Raw genomic sequence first — 22,082 nt, forward strand, 5'->3', positions numbered from 1 at the left:
ATTGCCGCCATCACCCGGAGAGTGTGATGCAGGCGTGATCAAAATTCATGACTTACAGGGACTTGCCGGTGCTTTTGGCCGGTTGACAGGCAATTTCTGCCGCTGCCAGAGGTGGTAGCCGCCACGGATGAGAGAGGGACCCAGGCTGGGTGACCAAGCGGCTACCGTCATACATGATGCGCGCAGCGATTGTTAATAACGGTTAGTACGGCGTAAAGCGCCATCAATCGGTGTAAATGGCAGTAAAACTTCACCCGCACCGTGTCGTGATGTGGATCATGTCTGCCGAAAGCCCCCGGGAGAGGGGGGCGACAGAATAATCAGGATGGAAAATGCGAATACTGCTGGTGGATGACGATATTGAGTTGGCCGACATGCTGGGTAGCTATCTGGAGCGCGAGGCGTGTCAGGTGCAAAAAGTGAGCGATGGCACCAGTGCGGTGGTGCAGGCCTTGTCAGGGCAGTTTGACCTGATGGTGCTGGACGTGATGATGCCTGGCATCAGCGGCGTGGAGGTATTGCGCCGGGTACGTGAGCACAGCATGCTGCCCATCCTCATGCTGACTGCACGCGGCGATGATACCGACCGGGTGCTGGGCCTGGAATTGGGCGCAGATGACTATGTCCCCAAGCCTTGCACGCCGCGTGAACTGCTGGCCCGGATTCGCGCCATCTTGCGCCGGATCGGCAATCAGGCGCAGCCGGCGCATGAAATTGACTTGCTGCGCGAAGGCCCGCTGACCATGTGGCCGGGCGAGCGCCGGGCGCAATGGGGGGAGACCGTGCTGGAACTCACCAGCACCGAATACAGCTTGCTGGAGCTGCTGGTGCGCAATGCCGGCCAGCCGGTCGGCAAGGATATCCTGTCCAAGCAGGCCTTGGGACGGCCGCTGGCACGTTTTGACCGCAGTGTCGATGTGCACATGAGCAGCATTCGCCAGAAGCTGGCACGGGTTGCGCCGGGCCGTATCTGCATCCAGACCGTGGTGCGTCGCGGTTACCAGTTCATCAAGGCCTGAAATGGGACGCTTGTTCTGGAAGTTGTTCCTCATACTATGGCTGGCGCAAATCTGCACCGTGGTCGGCGTGGGGGCGGTTTTCTGGTTCAAGCACCGTAGCGAAACAGCGGCGGTTATCGAAGAGCACCACCCGATGGATGGGGCGCTGCTGGACATGGCCGCCGTCTTGTTACGTCAAGAAGGACCCGCCAGCTTGCTCCAGCAACTGGAAGGTATGAAATCGCGTGGCCGGGATTATCTGTACATTCTGGATGATCAGGGGCATGAATTGCTGGGGCGTGCTGCGCCTGGGCAGGATTTGTTCAATCATCGTCCTTCACGGGAGGTGAGCCTGGCCGATGGTACGCATTACCGGCTGGTGTTGCTGCCGCCAGGACCGCCGCCAGTCATGTCTGGTATGCCGGGGGGGCCAGCAGGTCCGGGAGGCCCCGGCCATGGCGGACCAGAGGCACCGGGTCCGATTCCGCTGATTCCGGTCATTGCAGCCTTGCTGGCCAGCTTGCTATTTGGTGCCATTCTGGCGCGCTATCTGTCCAAGCCCATCCACCTGATGAGTGATGCTTTCCAGTCGGTGGCCAAGGGCGACATGGATGTCAATCTGGCGGGGAAAATGGGTGGGCGGCGTGACGAGCTGGCCGACCTTGGGCGCGATTTTGACAGTCTGGCCAAGCGGCTCAAACAGCTGATCATCGGCCAGCGCCGTCTGTTTCATGATGTCTCGCACGAATTGCGCTCTCCACTGGCCAGGCTGAATGCCGCCATCGACCTGGCCCGCCAGCAACCGGATCAGCTGGAAACCTGGCTGGGCCGTATCGAGCGTGAATCCGGCCGTATGGATACGCTGGTGGGCGAGGTATTGGCATTGGCCAGGCTGGATGCCGAGGGTGCACAGCATCCACCAGAGAGGCTACCGCTCGACTTTGTGCTGGAAGAGCTGATTCCTGATGCCGAGTTCGAGGCACAGGCCAACGATTGCAGCATTGTGCTGCTGCAAAGCGATATGGCTGAGGTGATGATGCAGCCGGAGTTGCTGTCACGTGCGCTGGAGAACGTCATTCGTAACGCCATTCACCATACCAGCAAAGGCAGTGCGGTTACGCTGGCAGTGAGACGGACTGAAACGGAGGTTATTGTTGAGGTGAGTGACTGTGGTCCAGGGGTGCCGGAGCACGAACTGGAAACCATCTTCGAGCCTTTTTTCCGCAGCGAGCACAACAGCCAGCCGGGAGGCTACGGACTGGGGCTGGCCATGGCGCAACGTATCGTGCATACCCATCAGGGCCGCATTCGTGCCAGTAATCTGCCGCAGGGCGGGTTGTGCGTCAGTATCACATTGCCGTTGGCAGCAGCGGGCGCTTAGGCCCGCTATTGCCGACTGGGATTTAACCCTTGGAGCGCAGCCCGCCGGAATGACCCAGTTCACTCAACAAACGGCTAGTGGTCTGGCCGCTGAGACGGAAGGGGTCCAGTACCGGACTGGATGAATGCCGCAGCAGCAAGGCGGCATTTTTCTTGTCCAGCGGTGCCTGAGCCATCGACCAGCAGGCAAATTCGCGCTGGTCGATTTCTTCGTAGGTCAACAGAGTGACATCGTGATGTCGCTTGTCCCGGCAAATTTGCTGATAGAGCGCGTTCACTTCCGCGCGCCCGCCCTCCAGGGCCTGTACGAACACACCGTCCCCATAACACAGCACACCGGTAATGCCACGTTCGGTATTGTGCTGGTGGGCGGCATCCAGAATCTGTCGCACCAGTTCGCTGGTGATGGGGGTGGCACTGCGGCTGGCATAAATCAGGCGAACGAGCATGTCAGTTTCCTCTGTGCATCAGCGACAGGAATTCCCGGCGCAGATTGGCGTCGCGCAGGAAGGAGCCGCGCATCACGCTGTTGGTCATCTTGGAATTATTGTCCTTCACGCCACGCCAGTGCATGCAGAAGTGATCGGCTTCCATGACAATGGCCAGGCCATCCGGTTGCAGTTTGTCCATCAGCAGGTCGGCAATCTGCATCACGGCTTCTTCCTGGATTTGCGGGCGCGTCATCACCCAGTCAATCAGGCGGGCGTATTTGGACAGACCAATCAGGTTGGAGTGTTCGTTCGGCATCACCCCCACCCACACCCTTCCCATGATGGGGCACAGGTGGTGCGAGCAGGCGCTGCGCACGGTGATGGGGCCGACGATCATCAGCTCGTTGAGCTGTTCGATATTCGGGAATTCGGTATTGGGCGGGCTGGCCACATAGCGACCGCGAAACACTTCGCGCACAAACATCTTGGCCACACGGCGGGCGGTGTCCTGGGTGTTGTGGTCATTCACCGTGTCAATCACCAGGCTTTCCAGCACGCCCTGCATTTTTTCTGCCACTTCCTGTTGCAGCAGGTCCAGTTCATCGGCCTCGATGAAATCGGCAATATTGTCGTTGGCGTGAAAGCGCACGCCGGCATTTTGCAAACGATAGCGTATGCGGGAAGAAACGCTGTCTGTGGTGATGGCGTTGGAGTCCGTTTTGCTCATGGTGGCTTTGGCCTTTATCTTAGATGGCTGGCACTGTCCCGATACCGAATGTGGTCAGTAGGATAGGCCCGGCACCAGCCGCTGTTAATCCGTGATGTATGTGGCAAACGGCGCAGGTTTGCTGCCGGTGATCTTTCTTGATCCTGCATGGTAATGCGCAGCAAGGGCAGGGAAAAGAAAAACCGGAATCAGCATAGTCAAATGGAGACGTCGCTGTCGCCTTTCAAGGCTTGGTTGCGGATTTCTGTCGCCGGTACAAGCAAGGCTGGCCGGAGGCTTCCAGCACATCCTGGCAGGGCTGACGCTTGCTCTTGATTTTCAGTGCGCGGCAGGCATACGGAAAACGGACATCATGGCTGATGTGATAGTGCTGGCAATCCAGGCAATGGCGCTGCCTGTTTGCTGCATCTGCGGTTATGGGCATGGTATGCGCTGCAGGTGGCATGTGTTGTTGGGATTGTGCCTGCATGCTGGTTGAATGTGAATATTTGTTTTAAATGCTGTCGTTAGCTGTCATTTTTGGTATAAAGCTGGATTGTATTCTGTCCGAGTTGTGTGCTTGTGCCACCATGGCGGCAGATGTTGGCAGACTAATCCATTTGATGACTATCGATCCCGCGCTGGTGCTGGCACCGATCTTCCTGACTACCGAATTGCTGAGCATGGCACTGTGTATGGCCTTTGCTTCGCTGCGGCGTAGCGGCCTGCCCGGCGTGTGGCAATGGCTGGTGGCCAATTGCGCGGTTGTCATCTACCTGCCTTTGCTGGGATTGCGCGGCATGGTGCCGGACAGCATTTCCATTGTGCTGGCTAATGGCGTACAGGCCTTGTCCCTGGCCATGTACTATGCGGGCTGCGCGTGCTTTCTGGGTCGCCCGCCACGCTGGCGCCTGCTGCTTGGCGGGGCGATTCTGCAAGTGCTGGGCGTGACGTACTGGCGCTATGTCGATAACAGCCTGCCCATGCGGGTGATGGCTATTTCCATTTATGCCGCGCTGGTGTGCCTGGCAACAGCATGGTTGATGGTGTCGCATTATCGCGGCCATCGGCGCAGTGTCCATTATCGCTTGCTGACTGGCCTGTCCTGCCTGCTGGCCGTGACCCAGGTGGTACGGGCCATCTATTTTTACCATCTCAATCCGGTACCGACCAGCATCATGCTGGCCAGTGGCTGGAACATCATCCTGCTGTGCCTGGGCGCTGCCATCATGCCAGCCTTGTCCATGTCTGCGGTGCTGATACTGCACGAATCCTTGCAAACGCAGGCTGAGGATGCGGCCAATCGTGATTTCATGACCGGTGCGCTATCACGCAAGCATTTGTTTGCCACCGGACAGCAATTGATCCTGCAAGCGGCGGCTACGCGTCGGCCACTGGTTTTGCTGCTGATAGACCTGGACCACTTCAAGAATATCAATGACACCTTCGGTCATGCTGCAGGCGACGAGGTACTGTGCGCATTTGCCGGAATGGTACGTGGTCACTTGCGTAGCCATGATGCACTGGGAAGATTGGGTGGCGAAGAGTTTGCCGTCCTGTTGCCGGATACCGCGCTGGACGCAGCGGGACAGGTGGCCGAACGGCTACGCTTGCATGCCCAGCAAAATCCGGTGAGTAGTCGGTTTGGCGAGTGCCGCTATAGCATCAGTATTGGCGTGGCGGCGTGGCAGGGCGGGGAAAGCTTCGATCAGCTATGCCGTCGGGCTGATCAGGCGCTGTATTATGCCAAAAATACCGGTCGGAACCGGGTTGAAGTCAGTCTGGCCGGGGCTACGACAGCTGCCATTGCCGGACACATATGATGTTGCCCCCCCAAAAAAAGCCGCATGTTGCGGCTTTTGGGTGAGGTGGTGAATTTTATTACCGGGTAAATTCAGCATCCAGCCCGCCACCCTGTAGTCCGGGTAGTTGAATGGAATAAGTGTTGCCATTGACCACAGCCTGACCAATACGCGGTTGACCATGACAGACAGCATTCAGCCCATTTTGTCCGGCCATGGTAACGCGTATTTGTTGCTGGGCAACCCTTGGGTTCTGCATCGGCCAATGCTGGCCGGCATCGATGATTTCATTCATTTTCCATTCCTCCTTGCCAGAAATATCAGTCTTAAATATCCAGGTCTGCAACAAACTGCACGGCTTTGTCGCCCAGTTTGTCGATGACCGCCTGCCTGACCTTTGCGTAGATGTCACCATCCAGCGTCATGGTGTTGGTGGATTTGTATAGAGACATTTTTGAGGTGGAGTAGGTAAACCAGAGAAACCCTGTAGTGGATTCAGTCGTGTTGAAATAGAAAGAGGCATTTTTCATCACCACCGAGCCATTGGAAAGTATGCAGGGTGCGATCTGAAAGTTGCCGGCAGTCACGCTGCTACTGGCGCTATTCCATAATATCAAGCCATGGCTGCCGCTATCCAGCGCGCCAAGCGCATCAATAGTGGCCTGGGAGACGGCTGCTTCATCCTCCGTTGCAATGGCTTTTAATATTTCAATCACTGCCTTGTTCATTTGAAATGAATCGCCGGATGCATTGTATTTGTCAAAATTAAAGGCCTGGATTACCCAGCCAAGCGGTTCCAGCACGCTTTGATAATATTTATACCAATCCTCGGTTTGTACCTCCCGGTCATATTTTTTATTGGCTGCCAGCTGGGCAAGTAATGTGGAATTCAATACGTCTGATTTGTTCTGGCTGTCCAGGCCTGCAACAAATGAAACCAGGCTGCCATCCACCACATAGCCTCCTTGGCTGCCATCCGGTGGTGGAGTAGGAGTATCAGTTAAAAAATTGGCTTGCAGGGTCGTGCTACTGGCTGGTAGTTGCAAATTATTAATGAAAGCAAGTCGGTCTGAAATATCTGCCATGTTCATTTCCTTTTTTGGTGATGAAAGATGTGTCGCAGGCATTTGTCTTGCGGCTTGCTGAGGCTAGTTTTGTCAGTCGTCTGGGGCAATATGCTTTTTACCTAGTAAACTTACGTAGCAATCATTTTGCACGATAAATGAATGATGCCGGTACTAAGCAGGGTTTATATTTCAAAAAAACATGCAGGTAGAGTTTGGTGTGAAATATTTTTAATAAATAAAAATATTTAGTGATGGATTGACATGGTTTTATCAATGTCATCTTGAAAGTTGCACGCGATGTGTATGAGAAGTGGCAGGAAGGTGGTGGCAAGGAGGTCAGGGTTATTTTTGTGCTTGTTGTTGTGGTACGAGCTGGATTTGAATGCCGTACAAGGGCTTTCGCTTGCGGTTCTGCTAGCCTTGGCCGGGATGGCAGCGTGCCAGAACGGTCGTATTGTCCGGACAGGGTAAAAAATCGGGTGGCCATTGAGATGGCTTGCCCGACGATGCTGTTGAATTTTAAGCCCTTGCTGTTTGTGGCAGTAGGAGCATCATTTCGCAGGCTTGAAGCTCAGGCACACCGAGTTGATGCAGTAACGTTCACCGGTGGGTTCCGGCCCGTCCGGGAATACATGGCCGAGATGGGCATCGCAGCTGGCGCAACGCACTTCCACCCGGATCATGCCGTGCGAGGTGTCACGCAGGCGTTTGATGCGTTCGCCGGCAGCTTCGGCCCAGAAGCTAGGCCAGCCGCAACCTGCGTCAAATTTGGTATCCGAGTGAAACAGCAGGCTGCCACAGCATACGCAGTGATAGTCGCCCTGTTCGGTACGCTGGTAATGTTCACCGCTAAACGGGCGCTCGGTGCCGCCCTGACGGGCAACGCGATATTGTTCCGGGCTGAGCCGGGCGCGCCAGTCGGCGTCGCTGAGGGGGCTGGGCTTGTCCATGGTCATTCCTTGAGTGGGCAGTGATGGTTGGTCGCGGCGGGTGGGACAATCTGTCGGTGTCACGCCTACAGCTCGTCCAGACTGCTGTCCAGATGGGACTGATCCGCCCATTTTTCAATTTCCCACTCGCCGTCCCGATAGCTTATCCAGTTGAGCGCGGCATTCGGAATGGGAAAGTCGCGTGCACCGCTCAGGCCCTTGCCGCTGGCGGTTCGGTGCACCATCTCCAGCACGCCGCCATGGCTGACTACCAGAATCTGCTGTCCGGCATAGTGTTCCGCCAGTTGCTGCATGTATTGCATGATGCGTTGCTGGAAACCGTGCAGGCTTTCGCCCCCTTGCAGGTCGAAGTGGATATCCCGCTCCTGATGCAGCCGGTAGACATGCGGGATATGCTCGCGCGCTTCGTCGAAGGTGCGCCCCTGAAAAGCGCCGTAATGGCGTTCTTTCAGCGCGGCATGGGTTTGCAGCGGCAGGCCGAGCTGCCGGCTGATGGCGCTGGCGGTCTGGCGGGCGCGGGTGAGTTCGCTGACATGCAGTGCGCTGAACGCCAGTTGTTGCTGTGCCAGTGCCTGGGCCAGTTGCTCGGCTTGTTGCAGGCCGCGTGCATTGAGCGGGATGTCCAGATGGCCTTGCAGGCGGCGTTCGCGATTCCAGTCGGTTTCGCCGTGACGGATGAGGCAGAAGCGGGTAGTGGGCATGGGGTGGTCCGGATTGGGTTGATTACAGGATGCCGACGCCGGAAATTTCACGCGCCAGGTTGGCGGCGTAGTTGTCGGTCATGCCGCCTACGAAATCCAGTACCTTCATGTAGGCCTGATACAGGCTGTCCTCTGGTTTGATGTGTTGTTCCAGCAGCCCCATGGCCAGGTGCTGGCGCGGTGTCAGCTGTTCTGCACCACGGGTGATGAAGGCGTGCACCGCCGGGATGAGTACATCCAGGATGGCGGCAATGCAGGGGTAGGAGGCCAGCTCGGTCACCAGCTTGGTGCGGTGGCGGTACACCTTGTTGCTGGCCAGCTCCTTGGCCTGAATCAGTGCTTCCTGTACCTCGGCATCCGTCAGGTTGATCAGGTCCTTGGCGGGAAACTCGCCGGCGAGAAGGGCATTGTGGTGCAGCATGAATTTTTGCGCCACTTCCGCTACGCAGCGGCCAATGGCAATGCCGCGCAAGGTGGCGCACTTCTGCTTCACGTCATGCAGGTTCCACACCTTTTCATATTCGGTAAAGCGGGCGAACAGGCCTTCGAATTCCCGCACGTCCAGAATGCCGATTTCAACCGCGTCTTCCAGGTCAAGAATGGCATAGCAAATGTCGTCGGCTGCTTCCATCAGGTAAGACAGCGGGTGACGGCTCCACTCCAGCTCGCCCTTGCGTGGCAATTGCAGCTCGGTAGCAATGCGCTCGAAATAGGCCAGTTCGGTGCGGTAGATATTGAATTTGTCGCGCACCAGGGCCTTGGGAGCATCGGATGTCCACGGATATTTGATCAGTGCGCCCAGGGCTGCGGCTGTCAGTCGCATCCCGCCTTCATGGTTGTACATTTCCAGGGTGGCCAGCATGCGCAGGCCATGGGCGTTGCCTTCGTAGGTTTGCACATCGCGTAACTGGGCGGCATCCAGAGTGTGCAGGAAATGCGCATTGCGCGCATCGCGGAACCAGTCGCGCAGTGCATCTTCGCCGGTATGGCCAAACGGCGGGTTGCCGATGTCGTGCGCCAGGCAAGCCACCTGAACCACCGCGCCAATATCGAAGGGGCTGTAACCGGCAGGCATGACACCGGCGTGCTGCATCATCACGCCCACCCGGTTGCCCAGGCTGCGACCTACGCTGGCCACTTCCACGCTGTGGGTCAGCCGGTTATGGGTATGGTCGTTCTGCGCCAGTGGGTGGACCTGGGTTTTGCGGCCCAGGCGGCGGAAGGCGCTGGAAAACACCACCCGGTCATGGTCGATGTGAAAGTCGCTGCGCAGGCCGGCGCTTCCTTCATCGGTAGCCGGGGTGCGGGTGGGTTTGATTTCACCTTGTACCACCTTGAAGCGCTGGGTGGAGAGCAGGGCAGTCCATTGTTGTTGCTGATGCTGGGTCATGGCAGGGCAGGCCGTGGCAGGTTGGATGGTTGGATAATATGGGCTTTGTCCTTGCTGGCAAAGCCTTGCCTTCCGAATAAGAGGGTAAATGGGATGGTTCTGAGGCTTGACGCGGCGTGTGCGTGCAGAACGCAGGCCTAGCCGTTGTTGTGCAGGCGGATGCGGCGCAGACAGGACGGTGACAATGTGCTTGTTGCTATCGCTGCTATAAATAATAATGATAGTCATTACTATTTATCCTGGAGGTGATGCCATGTTATGGCCAACAGTGCATGTATGCGGAGTTGCCGTGATGATGTTGACGCGTCTGGCGTATCGCCCTTTGTTGCAGCAACATGGCCAGGTGCTGGTGGGGCAGTGCATTTTGCGCTGGCCAGTCATGGGTTGCATGGTGGTGCTGCCTTTATTGGCAGTCTGCTTGGGGTGGTCGGCAAGCATGCCGCTGGTGTTGTCACCGTTTGCCGCACCGACAGGGCTTTTGCTGATGGCCTATGCCTGCTGGCTGTTCTGGCGTAGCCAGCAGGATGTGTTGTTAGCCAATGAAGTGCGCGGAACATGGCCCGGTGGTGTATACCGGCATATCCGCCATCCCTTGTATGCGGCACTGTGGCTGGCGGCATTGGCGCAATTGTTGTTGTGGCAGGATGTGCTGATCGGTGGTGGTGGCATCCTGGCCTTGTTGCTGCTGTACGGCCCTAGCGTCCGGCGCGAGGAGGGCCTGATGCTGCGTGGTCGGGGTGAGGCGTATCGTCACTACATGCAGCACACAGGCCGCTTGTGGCCGCGTGACCTGGCTGCATGAAGTAATCATGTACTTTTTTACAGCAAATGGGTCTGTATCTTCCCATGCATTGTAATAAAACTACACTGCTCTGATTTTTTCTTGCTTTATTAATTTTCAATATAAAAAGCGTCATGTTCAATATCGAACATGGTTCATGCTTTGCCGCAGATGTAATTACAGGTCCGGTCCAGGCCGTTATCACGTACTGCCATCCTTATTGCCTGTGAATTGCAGTGGACAGGCATTGATGGGCAGGCTGGCAAAATGCTGCAAGATGCTTGATTTATTGGTGTTCGTGACATGAAAAATGGCGGAAGGTCTTTGGTTTGTGAGCCGGTCCTTCAGTTGCAGTGCAGTTCGGCGGGCTTGTACTGGTCTAGTTTGATCTGCATCAAATCATTGTTTTCGATATCGAATGTAGTATTGTTTCCATAGAGAACATTTCGGGCTTCAACTCAGGAGATAGTCATGGAATCGATTGCTCAGCAAGCCGTACAAGCTGATCCTTGGCGGAATTTTGCTGCCGGTGACTGGCAAACCCGTGTCAACGTACGCAACTTCATCCAGCTCAATTACCAACCCTATGCCGGTGACGCCGGTTTCCTGGCTGTTGCCACCGAGCGCACCCAGGCCTTGTGGGCGGCGCTGGGCGAGTTGCTCAAGCAGGAGCGGGCAAAGGGTGTGCTGGATGTATCGGCTGACCGTGGCACTTCCATTACCGCTCACGATGCGGGCTATATCGATCCCAAGCTGGAACTGATTGTCGGCCTGCAAACCGATGCCCCGCTCAAGCGTGCCATCATGCCCAATGGCGGCCTGCGCATGGTTGAGGCCGGGCTGGCTGCCTATGGCTTTACGCTGGACCCGGTAATCAAGGAAGTCTGGAGCAAATACCGCAAGAGCCATAACCAGGGCGTGTTCGACACCTATACCCCGGAAATCCTGGCAGCGCGTAAATCCGGCATCATCACAGGCCTGCCGGATGCCTATGGCCGTGGCCGCATCATTGGCGACTATCGCCGTGTCGCACTGTATGGCACCGACTTCCTGCGCAAGGAACGCCAGCAGGTTTTCCATGAGCTGGATGACGCCGTATTCACCGAGGATGTACTGCGTCAGCGCGAAGAGCTGTCCGAACAATTCCGCGCACTGGACGAGCTGCGCGAAATGGCGGCCAAGTACGGCTATGACATCAGCCGCCCGGCAGTGAATGCGCGCGAGGCCGTGCAATGGACTTACTTTGCCTACCTGGCTGCAGTGAAGGAGCAAAACGGTGCCGCCATGTCACTGGGCCGCATTGCCACCTTCCTTGACATCTATATCGAGCGTGATCTGGCCGCCGGTGTCCTGACCGAAGCGCAGGCGCAGGAGCTGATTGATGATCTGGTGATCAAGCTGCGCATCGTGCGCTTCCTGCGTACCCCGGAATACGACCAGCTGTTCTCCGGCGACCCCACCTGGGTGACTGAGTCCATTGGTGGCATGGGTGAGGATGGCCGCACGCTGGTCAGCAAGAACAGCTTCCGCTTCCTCAATACCCTGTACAACCTGGGCCCGGCGCCGGAGCCCAACCTGACCGTGCTGTGGTCCACTGCGCTGCCGCAGGGCTTCAAGGACTTCTGCGCCAAGGTGTCCATCGATACCAGCTCCATCCAGTACGAAAACGACGACCTGATGCGGCCCTACTGGGGCGACGACTACGGCATAGCCTGCTGCGTTTCGGCCATGCGTATCGGCAAGCAGATGCAGTTTTTCGGTGCCCGTGCCAATCTGGCCAAGGCCATGTTGTATGCCATCAATGGCGGTCGTGACGAGAAGAGTGGTGCCATCGTGGCGCATGGCTTCGAACCGATTCGCGATGATGTGCTGGACTTTGACACGGTGATGGCCAGGTTCGACAAGATGATGGACTGGTTGGCCGCCACCTATGTGAAGGCGCTCAACTGCATCCATTACATGCACGACAAATATGCCTATGAGCGCATCGAGATGGCGCTGCACGACCGCGACATCCTGCGCACCATGGCCTGCGGCATTGCCGGGCTGTCGGTGGCGGCGGATTCGCTATCGGCCATCAAGCATGCTCGCGTGCATGTCATCCGCAATGAAGACGGCCTGGCGGTGGACTACCGTATCGAGGGTGATTATCCGGCTTATGGCAATAACGACGACCGGGTGGACAGCATGGCGGTGTGGCTGACTGAAACCTTCATGAACAAGATCAAGGCCCAGCCTTACTTCTACCGTAATGCCACGCCCACCCAGTCGGTGCTCACCATTACCTCCAATGTGGTGTATGGCAAGAAAACCGGTAACACGCCGTGTGGTCGTCGCGCTGGCGAGCCATTTGCGCCGGGTGCCAATCCGATGAACGGTCGTGACGTGCATGGTTTTGTCGCTGCGGGTGCCTCGGTGGCCAAGCTGCCCTATGCCGCCGCGCTGGATGGCATCAGCTGGACGGCGTCGGCCACGCCGGATGCACTGGGTCATACCGCAGAGGATCGCGTTGCCAATCTGTCGCACTGCCTGGATGGCTTTGCCGCTGCTGGCGGTTTCCATGTGAATGTGAACGTGTTCCGCCGTGAAACCCTGCTGGACGCCATGGAGCACCCGGAGCTCTACCCGCAGCTCACCATCCGTGTGTCCGGCTATGCGGTGAACTTCGTCAAACTGACGCGTGAACAGCAGCTGGATGTGATTAACCGTACCTTCCACGGCAGCCTGTAAGCCAGTTGCGGTTTATCCACCCAACCGCCCGCCGGCAGATGCTGACGGGCGGTTTTTTCATCAGGAGTTTTCATGACCCAGCAGCACGTGGTGCATGCGCCGCTCCGCCAGGGTGAGCTGACCGGCTACGTCCACTCCACCGAAAGCGGTGCGGGCGTGGACGGGCCGGGCATGCGCTTTGTCTATTTCATGTCCGGCTGCCAGTTCCGCTGCCAGTACTGCCATAACCCGGATACCTGGAAGCTGCATGCCGGCCGGTTGCTGACAGTAGAGCAGGCCGTGGCGGAAATCGCATCCTATGCCGGCTTTCTCAAGTTTGCCGGTGGCGTCACCATCTCGGGAGGTGAACCGCTGATGCAGGCGGAATTCGTCGGTGCGCTATTTGCCGCCATCAAGCAGCGCTACGGCCTGCATACCGCACTGGATACCCAGGGTTTCCTGCATGCCAATGTGGACGATGCCTGGTTTGACCAGGTCGACCTGGTGTTGCTGGATATCAAGCACAGCGACCCGCAGCGCTATCTGGAGATAACGGGCCAGGCCCTGCAGCCAACGCTGGATTTTGCCCAGCGGCTGAAACGGCTGGGCAAGCCAATGTGGCTGCGCTATGTGCTGGTGCCTGGTTTGACTGATGGTGCGGAAGATATTGCACGGCTGGCAGATTATGCCGCCAGTCTTGGCAGCAAGGTGCAACGGGTTGAAGTACTGCCCTTTCATCAGATGGGCGCTGGCAAATGGGCGCAGCTGGGGCTGGATTACCCGCTGGCCGCTACGCCAACACCGACAGTAGTGGAGGTCGAAGCAGCGCGGTCGGTTTTTGCCGCACGTGGGCTGACAGTTTGTTGAATACGGGGTAGGGCAGTGTTTCGGTGAAAGGTTCTGGCTATATTTCCGAAACTTCTGATAGGTATTGTTGTAGTGCTGAGGATAATACGTCGGGTGAGTCGTCATTGAACAACCCTGAAAAGATTGTCCGAAGAGATGAAAACAGAACTGCCCAAACCTGGCAAGCCAGCCAGCAATCTATCGGCACGGGTGATCAGCGAGCAGATCAGCACCCTGATTGACCGCCTTTCCAAAAAAGGCCAGTGCATCGTGATCTGGGAGAAAGAGCGCTTGTTGTTCTGCTCCATGGATAGCCGTAATGCCCAGCGATATCTCGCCAAACCCACTTGTCTGGGGGTGTACGATGCAGATGTCACTTACTGGGATGTGCAAAAAGACCTGAAGGAAATTCTGCAGCGCGGTTGATGCCTGCGTAAGGCATGGCGGCCATGTCTTATGGGCCTGGCCAGCAGCCTGCTGCATGATTGTGATTTACCCATCTCGCCATATCCGGTACATTCCGTTTTTTCCATCGTCAAGGCAGGCCTCTGACAGGAGGGCTGCCCGCCGTCCTGTGCGCGGTCCTGCCGTTTGCCGGATTCATGCACTACACCATTTTCGACACGCCTATCCTGCGCGATCTGATGCGCGCCTTGTCCGTCTTTCTGCTGCGTCTGTGTGGCTGGCGCATTGCAGGACAATTCCCTGATATTCCCAAGTACGTACTGATTGCCGCGCCCCATACCAGTAACTGGGATTTCCCGCTGACTCTGGGGGTTTGCTTTGCCTTGCGTGCCAAACTGTACTGGATGGGCAAGCACACCCTGTTTTGGGGGCCGATGGGGCCCGTCATGCGCTGGCTGGGTGGCATCCCGGTACGCCGTAGCCGTAGCAACTCGCTGGTGCAGCAGATGGTAGAGGTATACCGGCGCTCCAATAAGCTGGTGGTGGCCATTCCACCGGAAGGCACCCGCCAGCGGGTGAATGAGTGGAAAACCGGCTTCTATCACATTGCCTGTGGCGCACAGGTGCCGGTGGTGCTGGCCTATATGGACTATGCCCGCAAAGAATGCGGTTTTGGCCCGGTGTTCCATCCCTGCGGTGATATCGAGGTGGACATGCCCAGGATTCGTGCGTTTTACCAGGACAAGACCGGTAAGTACCCGGATCAGCAATAAGCGCTACTAGCAAGCAATCTGTTATTGCATCGCGTCTTGTCCGAGGAGTACCTTGCTCTTTTTGGTCCTTCCATGCCATTACGTGCAAACAAAAGCCCGCAGTCAGAATGCCGCGGGCTTTTGTTTTTGGGCTGCTCAGGGGGCAGGGACTGCGGAGGTGGCCGCTTGTACCGGGATGAATTGCAGCAGTGGGGCGGCTAGCAAGGATTGACCGAAATCGATGGCGCTACGGCGCACTTTTTCATCGGATACTTCGGCAAGCAGTTCCAGCCGGGCCATGATCTTGGACATTTCCCGTTCGAAGGACAGGTTGCGTTGTTGCGGGCTGATTTCATTGGCCAGCAACATGAGGCTGCCATCGGCATTTTTCCGCTGTCCTAGCAGCCAGGCGGCCACTTCCACATTGTAAGCAGCATTTTCCAGTTGCTGGGCATTCAGTCCGTGCACCAGGTACAGCTCGGTGCGGCCGCCATAGACATCCACCAGCATGCTGCCCAGGCCAAACACCAGCGTGCCGGCACGATCGCCGGTGAATTGCGGGTCAAATGCAGTGGTCAGGGCTGCGGTGGAACGTACCTTTCCCAGTTGTGGCAAAGGCTGGTTTAGCCGAATGGCTTGCATGATCTGGTGTACAGCCGTTTCGCGGCTGTCATGGCCGCCATTGCGCCACTGGGAGGGGTTGCGGCGGTAGAGTTTGTCCAGCAAGGTCTGCAGGCTGGCCAGATTATCGCGCATAGCCAGGTTGGCCATGCGGTTGCTGGCCGTCTGGCCCAGCTCTGCCGAGTTGAAATTTTCGCCTTTTACCGGCTTTTTGATTGGCTCGCTACTGCAAGCGGTCAGTAACAGGCCTGCCAGCAAAGGCAGGGTAAAACGCAGCATCTGCATGGTGTTGCATGCCTTGCGTGAAGCGGGGAGGATGCGTTGTTTTACCTTGTTGCCCGGGTTCAGGCAAGAATCGTCTGTTTCAGGATTTGGTGGCAAACAGTGCCTGCCAGCCATCCACGCCCAATTGGGTGACAGTGTCGATGTTCTTCTCGAAAATGGCTTCCGCTTCCGGGAAGGCTTCCACGGCGCGATCAATACTGGCTTCACGAATCAGGTGCAGGGTAGGCCAGGGCGAGCGGTTGGTGTAATTGCTGATGTCGTTGATGCCGGTGCCATCAAACTGGAATTTGGGGTGAAAGCTGGCTACCTGCAAGACGCCGTCCAGTTCGAGTTCGGCGACAATGGCGTCGGCAATGTCCTGGAATTCGTTGAAATCAAGAAAGCGCTGCAGCACATAAGGATGAATCAGCAGGGTGGTATCGGTTTCTTCCGGGCTGGTTTCGGCCAGTAACTGCAGCTCGCGCGCCAGTTCTTCTGCCAGTTGTGCCGGTTCGGTGGCGTCGCTGACAACAATGCGAACCTGGTTCTTGACGTAAACCGATTTGGCAAAAGGACAGAGATTCAGGCCGATGACGGCTTTTTCCAGCCATAGGCGGGTGCTGGCAATGGCTTCTTCGTGGCTTGGCGTTTGCATGGTGCTGACTCCGCAGTGCAAGGGTAAGGGGGCGGCCGGCTGCCGCAAAAGCAAAAAAACCCGGACAAGTCCGGGTTTTTATCAGCGGGCAATCTTTAAAAGAAAAGATTACAGCGGCTGGATGTTGGAGGCTTGTTTGCCTTTCGGGCCATCGACGATGTCGAAGCTTACGCGCTGGTTTTCGGCCAGGGTGCGGAAGCCTTTGGCATTGATCTGGGAGAAGTGAGCGAATACGTCATCGCCACCTTCATCCGGAGTGATGAAGCCAAAACCTTTGGAGTCGTTGAACCACTTAACGGTACCGGTTGCCATTTTGTTTATCCTCAAAACGAGCAAGTTGATAAAACGCATGAAGTTCAAGGGAAATGGCGACTGAGGTACGGACTTAATGCCACTACGACAACTACACATCCACAACTTGAGCATCCTGCAGGCAGGCATACTGCCCATTGTTGTGCGGGTTGGCAAGCATTTTCTGCACATCCTGACCCTGTACCGCAAGACGGTCATGCCAAAGACATTGTATTGCTTATGGTTTTTACCGGGGTGGCTTTGCCTCAGGCGCCGAAAAAGCCTTGTTCTTCCGCCCGGTCCAGTGCCTGCAGCAGCCATTCGCCGGCCAGCGGGCAGCCATCGCTGACCTTGCTGGCCGCCATGGTGAGCACTTGCTGCTTGCTGACACCGTTTTCACGCCAGCTCTGACCTTGTCGATTCAGGTTGAGCAGGATGGGCATCAGCCGGTCCATTGCCCGGGCAAAGCGGGCTTCGGCACTCTGGCGTGCTTCGAACTCCTGCCACAGTGCTACCAGCCCGGCGGCCTGTTTTTCGGGTAGCAGGCCGCAGATACGGCGTATGGCTGCCAGTTCTTCTGCTTCGCGCTCCGCATTGTCGGTGGCGGCGTAGACAATCACATCGCCGGTATCGATTTCGCCCAGGTCGTGGATCAGCAACATGCGGATGACCTTGTCGAGGTCCAGTTTTACTGGCGCGTGTTCGGCCATGGTGAGGGCCAGCAAGGCAACCTGCCAGCTGTGTTCGGCAGAGTTTTCATAGCGATCCAGCCCCACTGGCTTGGTTTTGCGCAAGACTGATTTGAGCTTGTCGATTTCCAGAATGAAATCGATCTGTTTTTGCAAAACGGAAAACGAGATAGTCACGGCAACGGGCTTTGTGGAGGTCTGTAAAAGTACACATGATACGCCGCCGTGTTTGACCGGGGGCAAGGATTTGTCCGTACTGGCTGCAAATGAATGATTTATAGTGCAATGACATCAGCCCATACAGCGAGCACCCCATGAGTGATGAAGCGCAATTGGAATTTGTGCGGGAGGACCCGGAAGGCTTTCAGGATTTTCGCGATGTGTTGTCCGACTATGCCCCCCAGATTGAAAGCCTGGCCACCCAGTTGGGACAGAACCCGAAGTCGGCCACGCTGATTGGCGACTTGTTCCGCCTGATGCACACCATCAAGGGGGATGCCGGCCTGTGCCGGGTGATGTTTGTCGTGCCTTATGCCCATGCGCTGGAGGGCTTGTTGGCACGTTTGCGTAGCGGCGAGCTGGTGTATCAGGACGTGATGGGTGATGTGTTATTGCTGGTGCTGGACCGGCTGGAGCTGGTCATGGGGCAGATTGCCAGTGCGCGGCAGGTAGACAAGGCCCAGATGCAAACCTTGCTGGAGGCTTTGCGTGCGCTGGAAACCTTGCCGGCTCCCTCTGTCACGGCCAGTTGCGCGCGCCTGGTGGCAGCAATGGTTGGGGCGCAGGGCAAGAGCGAAGCCCCTGTGACTGCGGCATCTGGTACTGGCAAGGTGTTGACACGGCAGCAGGACATGCTGCTGTTCCGTACCCTGGCCTTGCAGCTGGAGCAGCGCATGCCGCAGTTTGTTGGCCGAACCGAACGTAATCTCAAGCTGGCGCTGGAGGTGAATCGGCAGGCAGGCAACTGGGTGGATGCCGAGCAACTGGAAGCGGCCATTTACATGCACGATGTGGGCATGATGTTTTTGCCCGAAGCACTGTGGTTGAAAACCGGCAGCATCAGCGACAACGAACGGCGGCTGATGGCGCTGCACCCTGCCTGGGTAGCCGGATTGCTCGGCCGTATGTCAGGTTGGGAGGAGGCCGCATTGATGGTGATGCAGCACCATGAAACGCCGGATGGTGAAGGCTACCCGTATGGACTCGTTGCGGGCGAAATCTGTCAGGGCGCGCGCATTGTGGCCCTGGTGGACGCATTTGAAGCAGTGATGCTCAAGCACGCCCATCGCGGTCAGCGCCGTTCCATGCTGCGTGCGGCCGCCGAACTGAACGCGGCGGACGATCAGTTCGAGCGGGCCTGGCTTGACCCCTTCAATCAGGTGCTGCGCCGCATGCTGGAGCAGGCTGTCCAATAAGCGTGTTCAACGCGCCTTCATGTCGTGACTGGCCAGCCAGCCCAGCATGCGCTGCCAGCCGTCCTGCGCGGCGCTGGCATTGTAAGACGGCCGATAGTCGGCATTGAAGGCATGTCCGGCCCCCGGATACACCACGATTTCCGAATGGCTGTGCCCCTGGTCCAGCGCCTGACGCATGCTGTTGACGCTGTCTTGCGGAATGCTGCCATCCTGACCGCCATAAAGCCCGAGTACCGGCACCTTTAAAGTCGCGGCAATATCCACCGGCTGGCTGGGCGTCAGTGTGCCGTGCTCGCCCACCAGCTTGCCATACCAGGCTATGCCGGCTTTCAGATTCGGGTTATGGCTGGCATACAACCAGATAATGCGTCCGCCCCAGCAAAATCCGGTGATGGCGGCGTGTCCGGCATCGCCCCCGTGCAGGTTTGCCCAGGCGAGCGTGGCATCCAGATCCTGCATCACCTGGGTGTCTGGCACCTTGCTGACTATGGTATTGATGATGGTGGCGATGTCGCTGGCTTCAGCCGGATTGCCCTGGCGGAAGTAAAGCTCCGGTGCAATGGCCAGATAACCCAGCTTGGCCAGGCGGCGGCAGATGTCGCGAATATGTTCGTGTACGCCAAAAATTTCCTGTACCACCAGCATTACCGGTAGCTTGCCTGATGGCATGCGCGGCCTGGCAAAATAGGCGGGCAGGATGCCATCGTCCAGCGCAATGCCCGCCAGCCCGGTGTCCAGGTCGTGGCTGTCGGTGATGATGCTGGCAGCGGATATGGGCTGAACCGCCAGTGCAAAACCGGTTGCCAGGGCTTCTTTGAGAAAGTTGCGACGTGGTGGGTCAAAGCGATGCATGGAATGCGGCCTCCGGTGTGGGCGTAGTGGTAACGCCAAGGGCTTGAGGTTTGTGACGGGCTTGGCGACAATGCCGCTCTCCAGTTGCTTTGGCGTGCGCATTATCGGCGTGTCGGCGGCTATTTGACTAAACTGTAGTCCAGATTCGTGTTTTCAGTCATCACCATGTCCCAGCCTCCTTCCAGAATCAAGCTCCCTGGCCGTTTTTTGCGCGTAGGCGAGCAAGTCCCGGTTGATGTTTATGCCAAGAACGGCTTTTTGCTGTTGAAAAAAGGGCATTACGTCCTGACTCCCGAGCAGCGCGAGCGCCTGATGGATGTGGCGCATGGTGATGTGGAAGAAGTGGCGGTGCGCCTGGAGCGGGAGCGACTGGACCGCGCCGCCCAGCGCGAACGTGAAGCGGCGGCCAGCAACCCGAAAAACCCGCTGGTGGAAGCCGGATTCATGGCCGGGCGGCTGGAGGCGGTGTTGTTGCATGGGCTTGCCGTACCCGGGCTGGCCGGCCGGCTTGAGGACATGGCGGAAGAGCTGATACAGCTGACCCAGCGCTTTCGCGATGGCATGCTGGCATCACTGTTTTTGCTGCCGGTAAAGTCGCACAGCTTCCGGGTGGCCACCTTGCTGGCCCTGCTGGGGCGGCGGCAGGGCATGGAGCCCGCCCGGTTGAAAAGCCTGGTGGGCGCCGGTTTGTCGATGAACGTAGCCATCAGCCAATTGATGAATCAGCTTGCCACCCAACGCCAGTCCATGAGTTTGCCGCAGCAGGAGGAAATGGTGGCCCACCCGGTGTTAGGCTCTGCCATTTTGCGCGAGGCGGGGGTGACAGATGAGCATTGGCACCTGCTGGTGCAAACCCATCACGAGCAGGACGATGGGCAAGGCTATCCGGCGGGCTTGCATGCGGATGAAATTCATCCGGATGCCCGCTTGCTGGGGCTGGTGGACTTGCTGTGCGAGCAGTTTTACAGCGATGCCGCCTTGTTGCCATCGCAGGTGATGGCCAGCTTGTTCCGCGGCGAGTTGGGGCTGTTTCCCCCTGCGCTGGTGTCTTTGCTGATCAAGGAAATGGGGATTTATCCGCCGGGTAGTTTTGTGCGGCTTGCCAGCCAGGAAATTGCGGTGGTGACCCATAGCGGCGAAAAGGCAAACCAGCCGCGCGTGGCCGCATTGCGCAAGGTGGACGGGCCGCCTTACGCGGATGTCCTGCTGCGCGACAGCCGCCAGCCTGCTTATCGGGTGGTGGAGCCGGTGGCAGCGGCTACTGCCGCAGTGAAACCGGCCTATCTGACCCGCTTGTGGACTTCACGTCTGGGCTAGTCAGTGGCTGGCAGAAGAGGCTGCCGGCAAGGCAGAGTCTGCTTGCAGCGGTTTGATCTGGATGTCGGACAGGTTATTGACTTTCCATACCCGGCGCATGTGGCCAAAGTCACGTTTTTGCTGATTGCTCAGCCGGAGTTCCGGCCGCATCGACAGCTCCAGAAACACTTCTCCCAGATACGTGCTGCTTCCTGCCGTGACATCGAAACCGGCATGAACGGGCAGTGTGACCGAGCGCCACTGGCTGCCCCAGCCGGATTCCTCTATCCAGTTGCCCCAGGCGTCTGCCACCTGATAATGGCCGGGCGGCAGTGCCAGCAACAGCAGTTTGCCATCCACCGGGCTCATGCCTTCTTCACCAAAAACCGTATCGGTATTCATGCTGGCACGGGCATTGGCAACCATGTCGCCCTTGCTGTCCAGAATATGCAGCCCGACATTGGCCGAGTCCTGATCGAAGGCCTTGGCCGTCAGGGAGGCAATGGCATAGCCATAGCCGGCAGGCGGTGTAATGCTGCCTTGCAGGCGGTCTGCCATGGTGGTGCAGGCGCTTAGCATGATGGCTGCCAGCAGCATGCCGCCGCGCTGGAGAATTCGCATGAATGTCCACTCCGGATTGATGGGCTTGGAATGTGTAAAGTTGGCGGTTTGCATCTTGCCGCCAAACGGGAATCCGGTATCCTAGCCGATCAATTTATTGTTGATAACAAAAACACACACAAAGGATGATCATGGATCAGTTTGATAACGTCAGCGTCGCCAAGCGCGCCAATGTTTACTTTGATGGCAAGTGTGTCAGCCACAGTATCACGCTGGCAGATGGCACCAGCAAGTCGGTTGGGGTGATTCTGCCCTCCAAGCTGCTGTTCAATACCGCTGCGCCGGAAATCATGGAACTGCTGGAAGGCAAGTGCCGCATCACCCTGGCGGGCAGCAATGAGGCCATCAGCTACGAAGGCGGTCAAAGCTTCAATGTACCGGCTGACAGCTCTTTCCAGATTGAAGTGCTGGAAACCCTGCACTACGTGTGCCACTACGGCTGATCTGGCCGACCGCATCA

At 57.5% G+C, this 22,082-nt stretch carries 25 protein-coding genes; 11 read left to right on the top strand and 14 right to left on the bottom strand.

Translation table 11 applies throughout. The features are described 5' to 3' along the window. The first annotated feature begins 332 nt into the window (after window positions 1-332). Together HWX34_RS15240 and HWX34_RS15245 are read left to right on the top strand one after the other, a co-directional pair. On the top strand, window positions 333-1,019 hold the full coding sequence (locus HWX34_RS15240; protein WP_178973037.1) for a response regulator transcription factor: 687 nt from the start codon (window positions 333-335) through the stop codon (window positions 1,017-1,019). A gap of 1 nt (window position 1,020) precedes the next feature. Beyond that, the gene (locus tag HWX34_RS15245; protein WP_178973038.1) at window positions 1,021-2,379 is read left to right on the top strand and encodes an ATP-binding protein; all 1,359 of its coding nucleotides are present in this window, start codon (window positions 1,021-1,023) and stop codon (window positions 2,377-2,379) included. Between the two features lie 22 nt (window positions 2,380-2,401). On the opposite strand, the gene HWX34_RS15250 is transcribed toward HWX34_RS15245, so the two are convergent. The 3 genes from HWX34_RS15250 to HWX34_RS15260 form a co-directional block, all read right to left on the bottom strand. After that, window positions 2,402-2,827 (bottom strand): BLUF domain-containing protein, encoded by a 426-nt coding sequence (locus HWX34_RS15250; RefSeq protein WP_178973039.1) that lies wholly within the window; start codon window positions 2,825-2,827, stop codon window positions 2,402-2,404. 1 nt (window position 2,828) lies between these two features. Beyond that, window positions 2,829-3,536 carry a GTP cyclohydrolase I gene (gene folE / locus HWX34_RS15255; RefSeq protein WP_178973040.1) on the bottom strand — a complete coding sequence of 236 codons (708 nt, stop codon included), beginning with the start codon at window positions 3,534-3,536 and terminating at the stop codon, window positions 2,829-2,831. 223 nt (window positions 3,537-3,759) lie between these two features. After that, a complete protein-coding gene (locus HWX34_RS15260; RefSeq protein ID WP_178973041.1) occupies window positions 3,760-3,960 on the bottom strand; it encodes a hypothetical protein in 201 nt (66 codons plus the stop codon). Between the two features lie 178 nt (window positions 3,961-4,138). Here HWX34_RS15260 and HWX34_RS15265 point away from each other — a divergent pair, with 178 nt between their 5' ends. Next, window positions 4,139-5,338 (top strand): GGDEF domain-containing protein, encoded by a 1,200-nt coding sequence (locus tag HWX34_RS15265; RefSeq protein WP_178973042.1) that lies wholly within the window; start codon window positions 4,139-4,141, stop codon window positions 5,336-5,338. A 58-nt stretch (window positions 5,339-5,396) separates the two neighbouring features. Here the strand turns inward: HWX34_RS15265 and HWX34_RS15270 are convergent, their stop codons facing one another. From HWX34_RS15270 to HWX34_RS15290, 5 genes are all read right to left on the bottom strand, one after another. Beyond that, window positions 5,397-5,612 (bottom strand): hypothetical protein, encoded by a 216-nt coding sequence (locus HWX34_RS15270; protein WP_178973043.1) that lies wholly within the window; start codon window positions 5,610-5,612, stop codon window positions 5,397-5,399. A 31-nt stretch (window positions 5,613-5,643) separates the two neighbouring features. Continuing rightward, window positions 5,644-6,402, bottom strand: coding sequence for a hypothetical protein (locus HWX34_RS15275; protein ID WP_178973044.1), 759 nt, complete (start codon window positions 6,400-6,402; stop codon window positions 5,644-5,646). Between the two features lie 533 nt (window positions 6,403-6,935). Continuing rightward, window positions 6,936-7,340 (bottom strand): peptide-methionine (R)-S-oxide reductase MsrB, encoded by a 405-nt coding sequence (gene msrB, locus HWX34_RS15280; RefSeq protein ID WP_178973150.1) that lies wholly within the window; start codon window positions 7,338-7,340, stop codon window positions 6,936-6,938. Between the two features lie 59 nt (window positions 7,341-7,399). After that, on the bottom strand, window positions 7,400-8,035 hold the full coding sequence (locus HWX34_RS15285) for a histidine phosphatase family protein (protein ID WP_178973045.1): 636 nt from the start codon (window positions 8,033-8,035) through the stop codon (window positions 7,400-7,402). Window positions 8,036-8,057: 22 nt separating this feature from the next. Further along, complete coding sequence (locus tag HWX34_RS15290; RefSeq protein WP_178973046.1) at window positions 8,058-9,425, bottom strand: deoxyguanosinetriphosphate triphosphohydrolase; 1,368 nt, start codon at window positions 9,423-9,425, stop codon at window positions 8,058-8,060. 292 nt (window positions 9,426-9,717) lie between these two features. Between HWX34_RS15290 and HWX34_RS15295 the strand changes: the two genes are divergently transcribed. The 5 genes from HWX34_RS15295 to HWX34_RS15315 all read left to right on the top strand — a co-directional run bounded on the left by HWX34_RS15295 (window position 9,718) and on the right by HWX34_RS15315 (window position 14,939). Next, window positions 9,718-10,227, top strand: coding sequence for an isoprenylcysteine carboxylmethyltransferase family protein (locus tag HWX34_RS15295; protein ID WP_178973047.1), 510 nt, complete (start codon window positions 9,718-9,720; stop codon window positions 10,225-10,227). A gap of 450 nt (window positions 10,228-10,677) precedes the next feature. Then, window positions 10,678-12,936, top strand: a complete 2,259-nt coding sequence (gene pflB / locus HWX34_RS15300) for a formate C-acetyltransferase (RefSeq protein ID WP_178973048.1) — start codon at window positions 10,678-10,680, stop codon at window positions 12,934-12,936. A 72-nt stretch (window positions 12,937-13,008) separates the two neighbouring features. Continuing rightward, a complete protein-coding gene (gene pflA / locus HWX34_RS15305; protein WP_178973049.1) occupies window positions 13,009-13,782 on the top strand; it encodes a pyruvate formate-lyase-activating protein in 774 nt (257 codons plus the stop codon). 135 nt (window positions 13,783-13,917) lie between these two features. Then, window positions 13,918-14,187 carry a hypothetical protein gene (locus tag HWX34_RS15310; protein WP_178973050.1) on the top strand — a complete coding sequence of 90 codons (270 nt, stop codon included), beginning with the start codon at window positions 13,918-13,920 and terminating at the stop codon, window positions 14,185-14,187. 176 nt (window positions 14,188-14,363) lie between these two features. Then, window positions 14,364-14,939, top strand: a complete 576-nt coding sequence (locus HWX34_RS15315; RefSeq protein WP_178973051.1) for a lysophospholipid acyltransferase family protein — start codon at window positions 14,364-14,366, stop codon at window positions 14,937-14,939. 135 nt (window positions 14,940-15,074) lie between these two features. On the opposite strand, the gene HWX34_RS15320 is transcribed toward HWX34_RS15315, so the two are convergent. The 4 genes from HWX34_RS15320 to HWX34_RS15335 form a co-directional block, all read right to left on the bottom strand. Beyond that, window positions 15,075-15,824, bottom strand: coding sequence for a hypothetical protein (locus HWX34_RS15320; protein WP_178973052.1), 750 nt, complete (start codon window positions 15,822-15,824; stop codon window positions 15,075-15,077). A 79-nt stretch (window positions 15,825-15,903) separates the two neighbouring features. Next, window positions 15,904-16,458 carry a DUF1415 domain-containing protein gene (locus tag HWX34_RS15325; protein WP_178973053.1) on the bottom strand — a complete coding sequence of 185 codons (555 nt, stop codon included), beginning with the start codon at window positions 16,456-16,458 and terminating at the stop codon, window positions 15,904-15,906. A 108-nt stretch (window positions 16,459-16,566) separates the two neighbouring features. Continuing rightward, window positions 16,567-16,770 carry a cold-shock protein gene (locus HWX34_RS15330; RefSeq protein WP_045845074.1) on the bottom strand — a complete coding sequence of 68 codons (204 nt, stop codon included), beginning with the start codon at window positions 16,768-16,770 and terminating at the stop codon, window positions 16,567-16,569. A 245-nt stretch (window positions 16,771-17,015) separates the two neighbouring features. Further along, window positions 17,016-17,615 carry an HD family hydrolase gene (locus tag HWX34_RS15335; protein ID WP_370459760.1) on the bottom strand — a complete coding sequence of 200 codons (600 nt, stop codon included), beginning with the start codon at window positions 17,613-17,615 and terminating at the stop codon, window positions 17,016-17,018. 137 nt (window positions 17,616-17,752) lie between these two features. Here HWX34_RS15335 and HWX34_RS15340 point away from each other — a divergent pair, with 137 nt between their 5' ends. After that, entirely contained in the window at window positions 17,753-18,853 is a 1,101-nt protein-coding gene (locus tag HWX34_RS15340) for an HD domain-containing phosphohydrolase (protein WP_178973054.1), read from the top strand. A gap of 6 nt (window positions 18,854-18,859) precedes the next feature. Here the strand turns inward: HWX34_RS15340 and HWX34_RS15345 are convergent, their stop codons facing one another. Then, on the bottom strand, window positions 18,860-19,705 hold the full coding sequence (locus tag HWX34_RS15345) for a dienelactone hydrolase family protein (protein WP_178973055.1): 846 nt from the start codon (window positions 19,703-19,705) through the stop codon (window positions 18,860-18,862). A gap of 165 nt (window positions 19,706-19,870) precedes the next feature. On the opposite strand from HWX34_RS15345, the gene HWX34_RS15350 reads away from it, so the two are divergent. Beyond that, window positions 19,871-21,022: an HD-GYP domain-containing protein gene (locus HWX34_RS15350; RefSeq protein WP_178973056.1), complete on the top strand. Its 1,152-nt coding sequence runs from the start codon at window positions 19,871-19,873 to the stop codon at window positions 21,020-21,022. Here the strand turns inward: HWX34_RS15350 and HWX34_RS15355 are convergent, their stop codons facing one another. Continuing rightward, on the bottom strand, window positions 21,023-21,622 hold the full coding sequence (locus HWX34_RS15355; protein ID WP_255497021.1) for a hypothetical protein: 600 nt from the start codon (window positions 21,620-21,622) through the stop codon (window positions 21,023-21,025). A 125-nt stretch (window positions 21,623-21,747) separates the two neighbouring features. Here HWX34_RS15355 and HWX34_RS15360 point away from each other — a divergent pair, with 125 nt between their 5' ends. After that, window positions 21,748-22,065 (top strand): pyrimidine/purine nucleoside phosphorylase, encoded by a 318-nt coding sequence (locus tag HWX34_RS15360; protein ID WP_370459761.1) that lies wholly within the window; start codon window positions 21,748-21,750, stop codon window positions 22,063-22,065. The last annotated feature ends 17 nt before the right edge of the window (window positions 22,066-22,082 follow it).

Source organism: Aquitalea sp. LB_tupeE (genome assembly GCF_013391415.1).
GTDB lineage: Bacteria > Pseudomonadota > Gammaproteobacteria > Burkholderiales > Chromobacteriaceae > Aquitalea.

Coding starts and splice junctions, on each gene's coding strand:
- HWX34_RS15240 (WP_178973037.1), top strand. CDS start 333: ATGCGAATACTGCTGGTGGATGACGATATTGAGTTGGCCGACATGCTG.
- HWX34_RS15245 (WP_178973038.1), top strand. CDS start 1,021: ATGGGACGCTTGTTCTGGAAGTTGTTCCTCATACTATGGCTGGCGCAA.
- HWX34_RS15250 (WP_178973039.1), bottom strand. CDS start 2,827: ATGCTCGTTCGCCTGATTTATGCCAGCCGCAGTGCCACCCCCATCACC.
- folE (WP_178973040.1), bottom strand. CDS start 3,536: ATGAGCAAAACGGACTCCAACGCCATCACCACAGACAGCGTTTCTTCC.
- HWX34_RS15260 (WP_178973041.1), bottom strand. CDS start 3,960: ATGCCCATAACCGCAGATGCAGCAAACAGGCAGCGCCATTGCCTGGAT.
- HWX34_RS15265 (WP_178973042.1), top strand. CDS start 4,139: ATGACTATCGATCCCGCGCTGGTGCTGGCACCGATCTTCCTGACTACC.
- HWX34_RS15270 (WP_178973043.1), bottom strand. CDS start 5,612: ATGAATGAAATCATCGATGCCGGCCAGCATTGGCCGATGCAGAACCCA.
- HWX34_RS15275 (WP_178973044.1), bottom strand. CDS start 6,402: ATGGCAGATATTTCAGACCGACTTGCTTTCATTAATAATTTGCAACTA.
- msrB (WP_178973150.1), bottom strand. CDS start 7,340: ATGACCATGGACAAGCCCAGCCCCCTCAGCGACGCCGACTGGCGCGCC.
- HWX34_RS15285 (WP_178973045.1), bottom strand. CDS start 8,035: ATGCCCACTACCCGCTTCTGCCTCATCCGTCACGGCGAAACCGACTGG.
- HWX34_RS15290 (WP_178973046.1), bottom strand. CDS start 9,425: ATGACCCAGCATCAGCAACAACAATGGACTGCCCTGCTCTCCACCCAG.
- HWX34_RS15295 (WP_178973047.1), top strand. CDS start 9,718: ATGATGTTGACGCGTCTGGCGTATCGCCCTTTGTTGCAGCAACATGGC.
- pflB (WP_178973048.1), top strand. CDS start 10,678: ATGGAATCGATTGCTCAGCAAGCCGTACAAGCTGATCCTTGGCGGAAT.
- pflA (WP_178973049.1), top strand. CDS start 13,009: ATGACCCAGCAGCACGTGGTGCATGCGCCGCTCCGCCAGGGTGAGCTG.
- HWX34_RS15310 (WP_178973050.1), top strand. CDS start 13,918: ATGAAAACAGAACTGCCCAAACCTGGCAAGCCAGCCAGCAATCTATCG.
- HWX34_RS15315 (WP_178973051.1), top strand. CDS start 14,364: ATGCACTACACCATTTTCGACACGCCTATCCTGCGCGATCTGATGCGC.
- HWX34_RS15320 (WP_178973052.1), bottom strand. CDS start 15,824: ATGCAGATGCTGCGTTTTACCCTGCCTTTGCTGGCAGGCCTGTTACTG.
- HWX34_RS15325 (WP_178973053.1), bottom strand. CDS start 16,458: ATGCAAACGCCAAGCCACGAAGAAGCCATTGCCAGCACCCGCCTATGG.
- HWX34_RS15330 (WP_045845074.1), bottom strand. CDS start 16,770: ATGGCAACCGGTACCGTTAAGTGGTTCAACGACTCCAAAGGTTTTGGC.
- HWX34_RS15340 (WP_178973054.1), top strand. CDS start 17,753: ATGAGTGATGAAGCGCAATTGGAATTTGTGCGGGAGGACCCGGAAGGC.
- HWX34_RS15345 (WP_178973055.1), bottom strand. CDS start 19,705: ATGCATCGCTTTGACCCACCACGTCGCAACTTTCTCAAAGAAGCCCTG.
- HWX34_RS15350 (WP_178973056.1), top strand. CDS start 19,871: ATGTCCCAGCCTCCTTCCAGAATCAAGCTCCCTGGCCGTTTTTTGCGC.
- HWX34_RS15355 (WP_255497021.1), bottom strand. CDS start 21,622: ATGCGAATTCTCCAGCGCGGCGGCATGCTGCTGGCAGCCATCATGCTA.
- HWX34_RS15360 (WP_370459761.1), top strand. CDS start 21,748: ATGATCATGGATCAGTTTGATAACGTCAGCGTCGCCAAGCGCGCCAAT.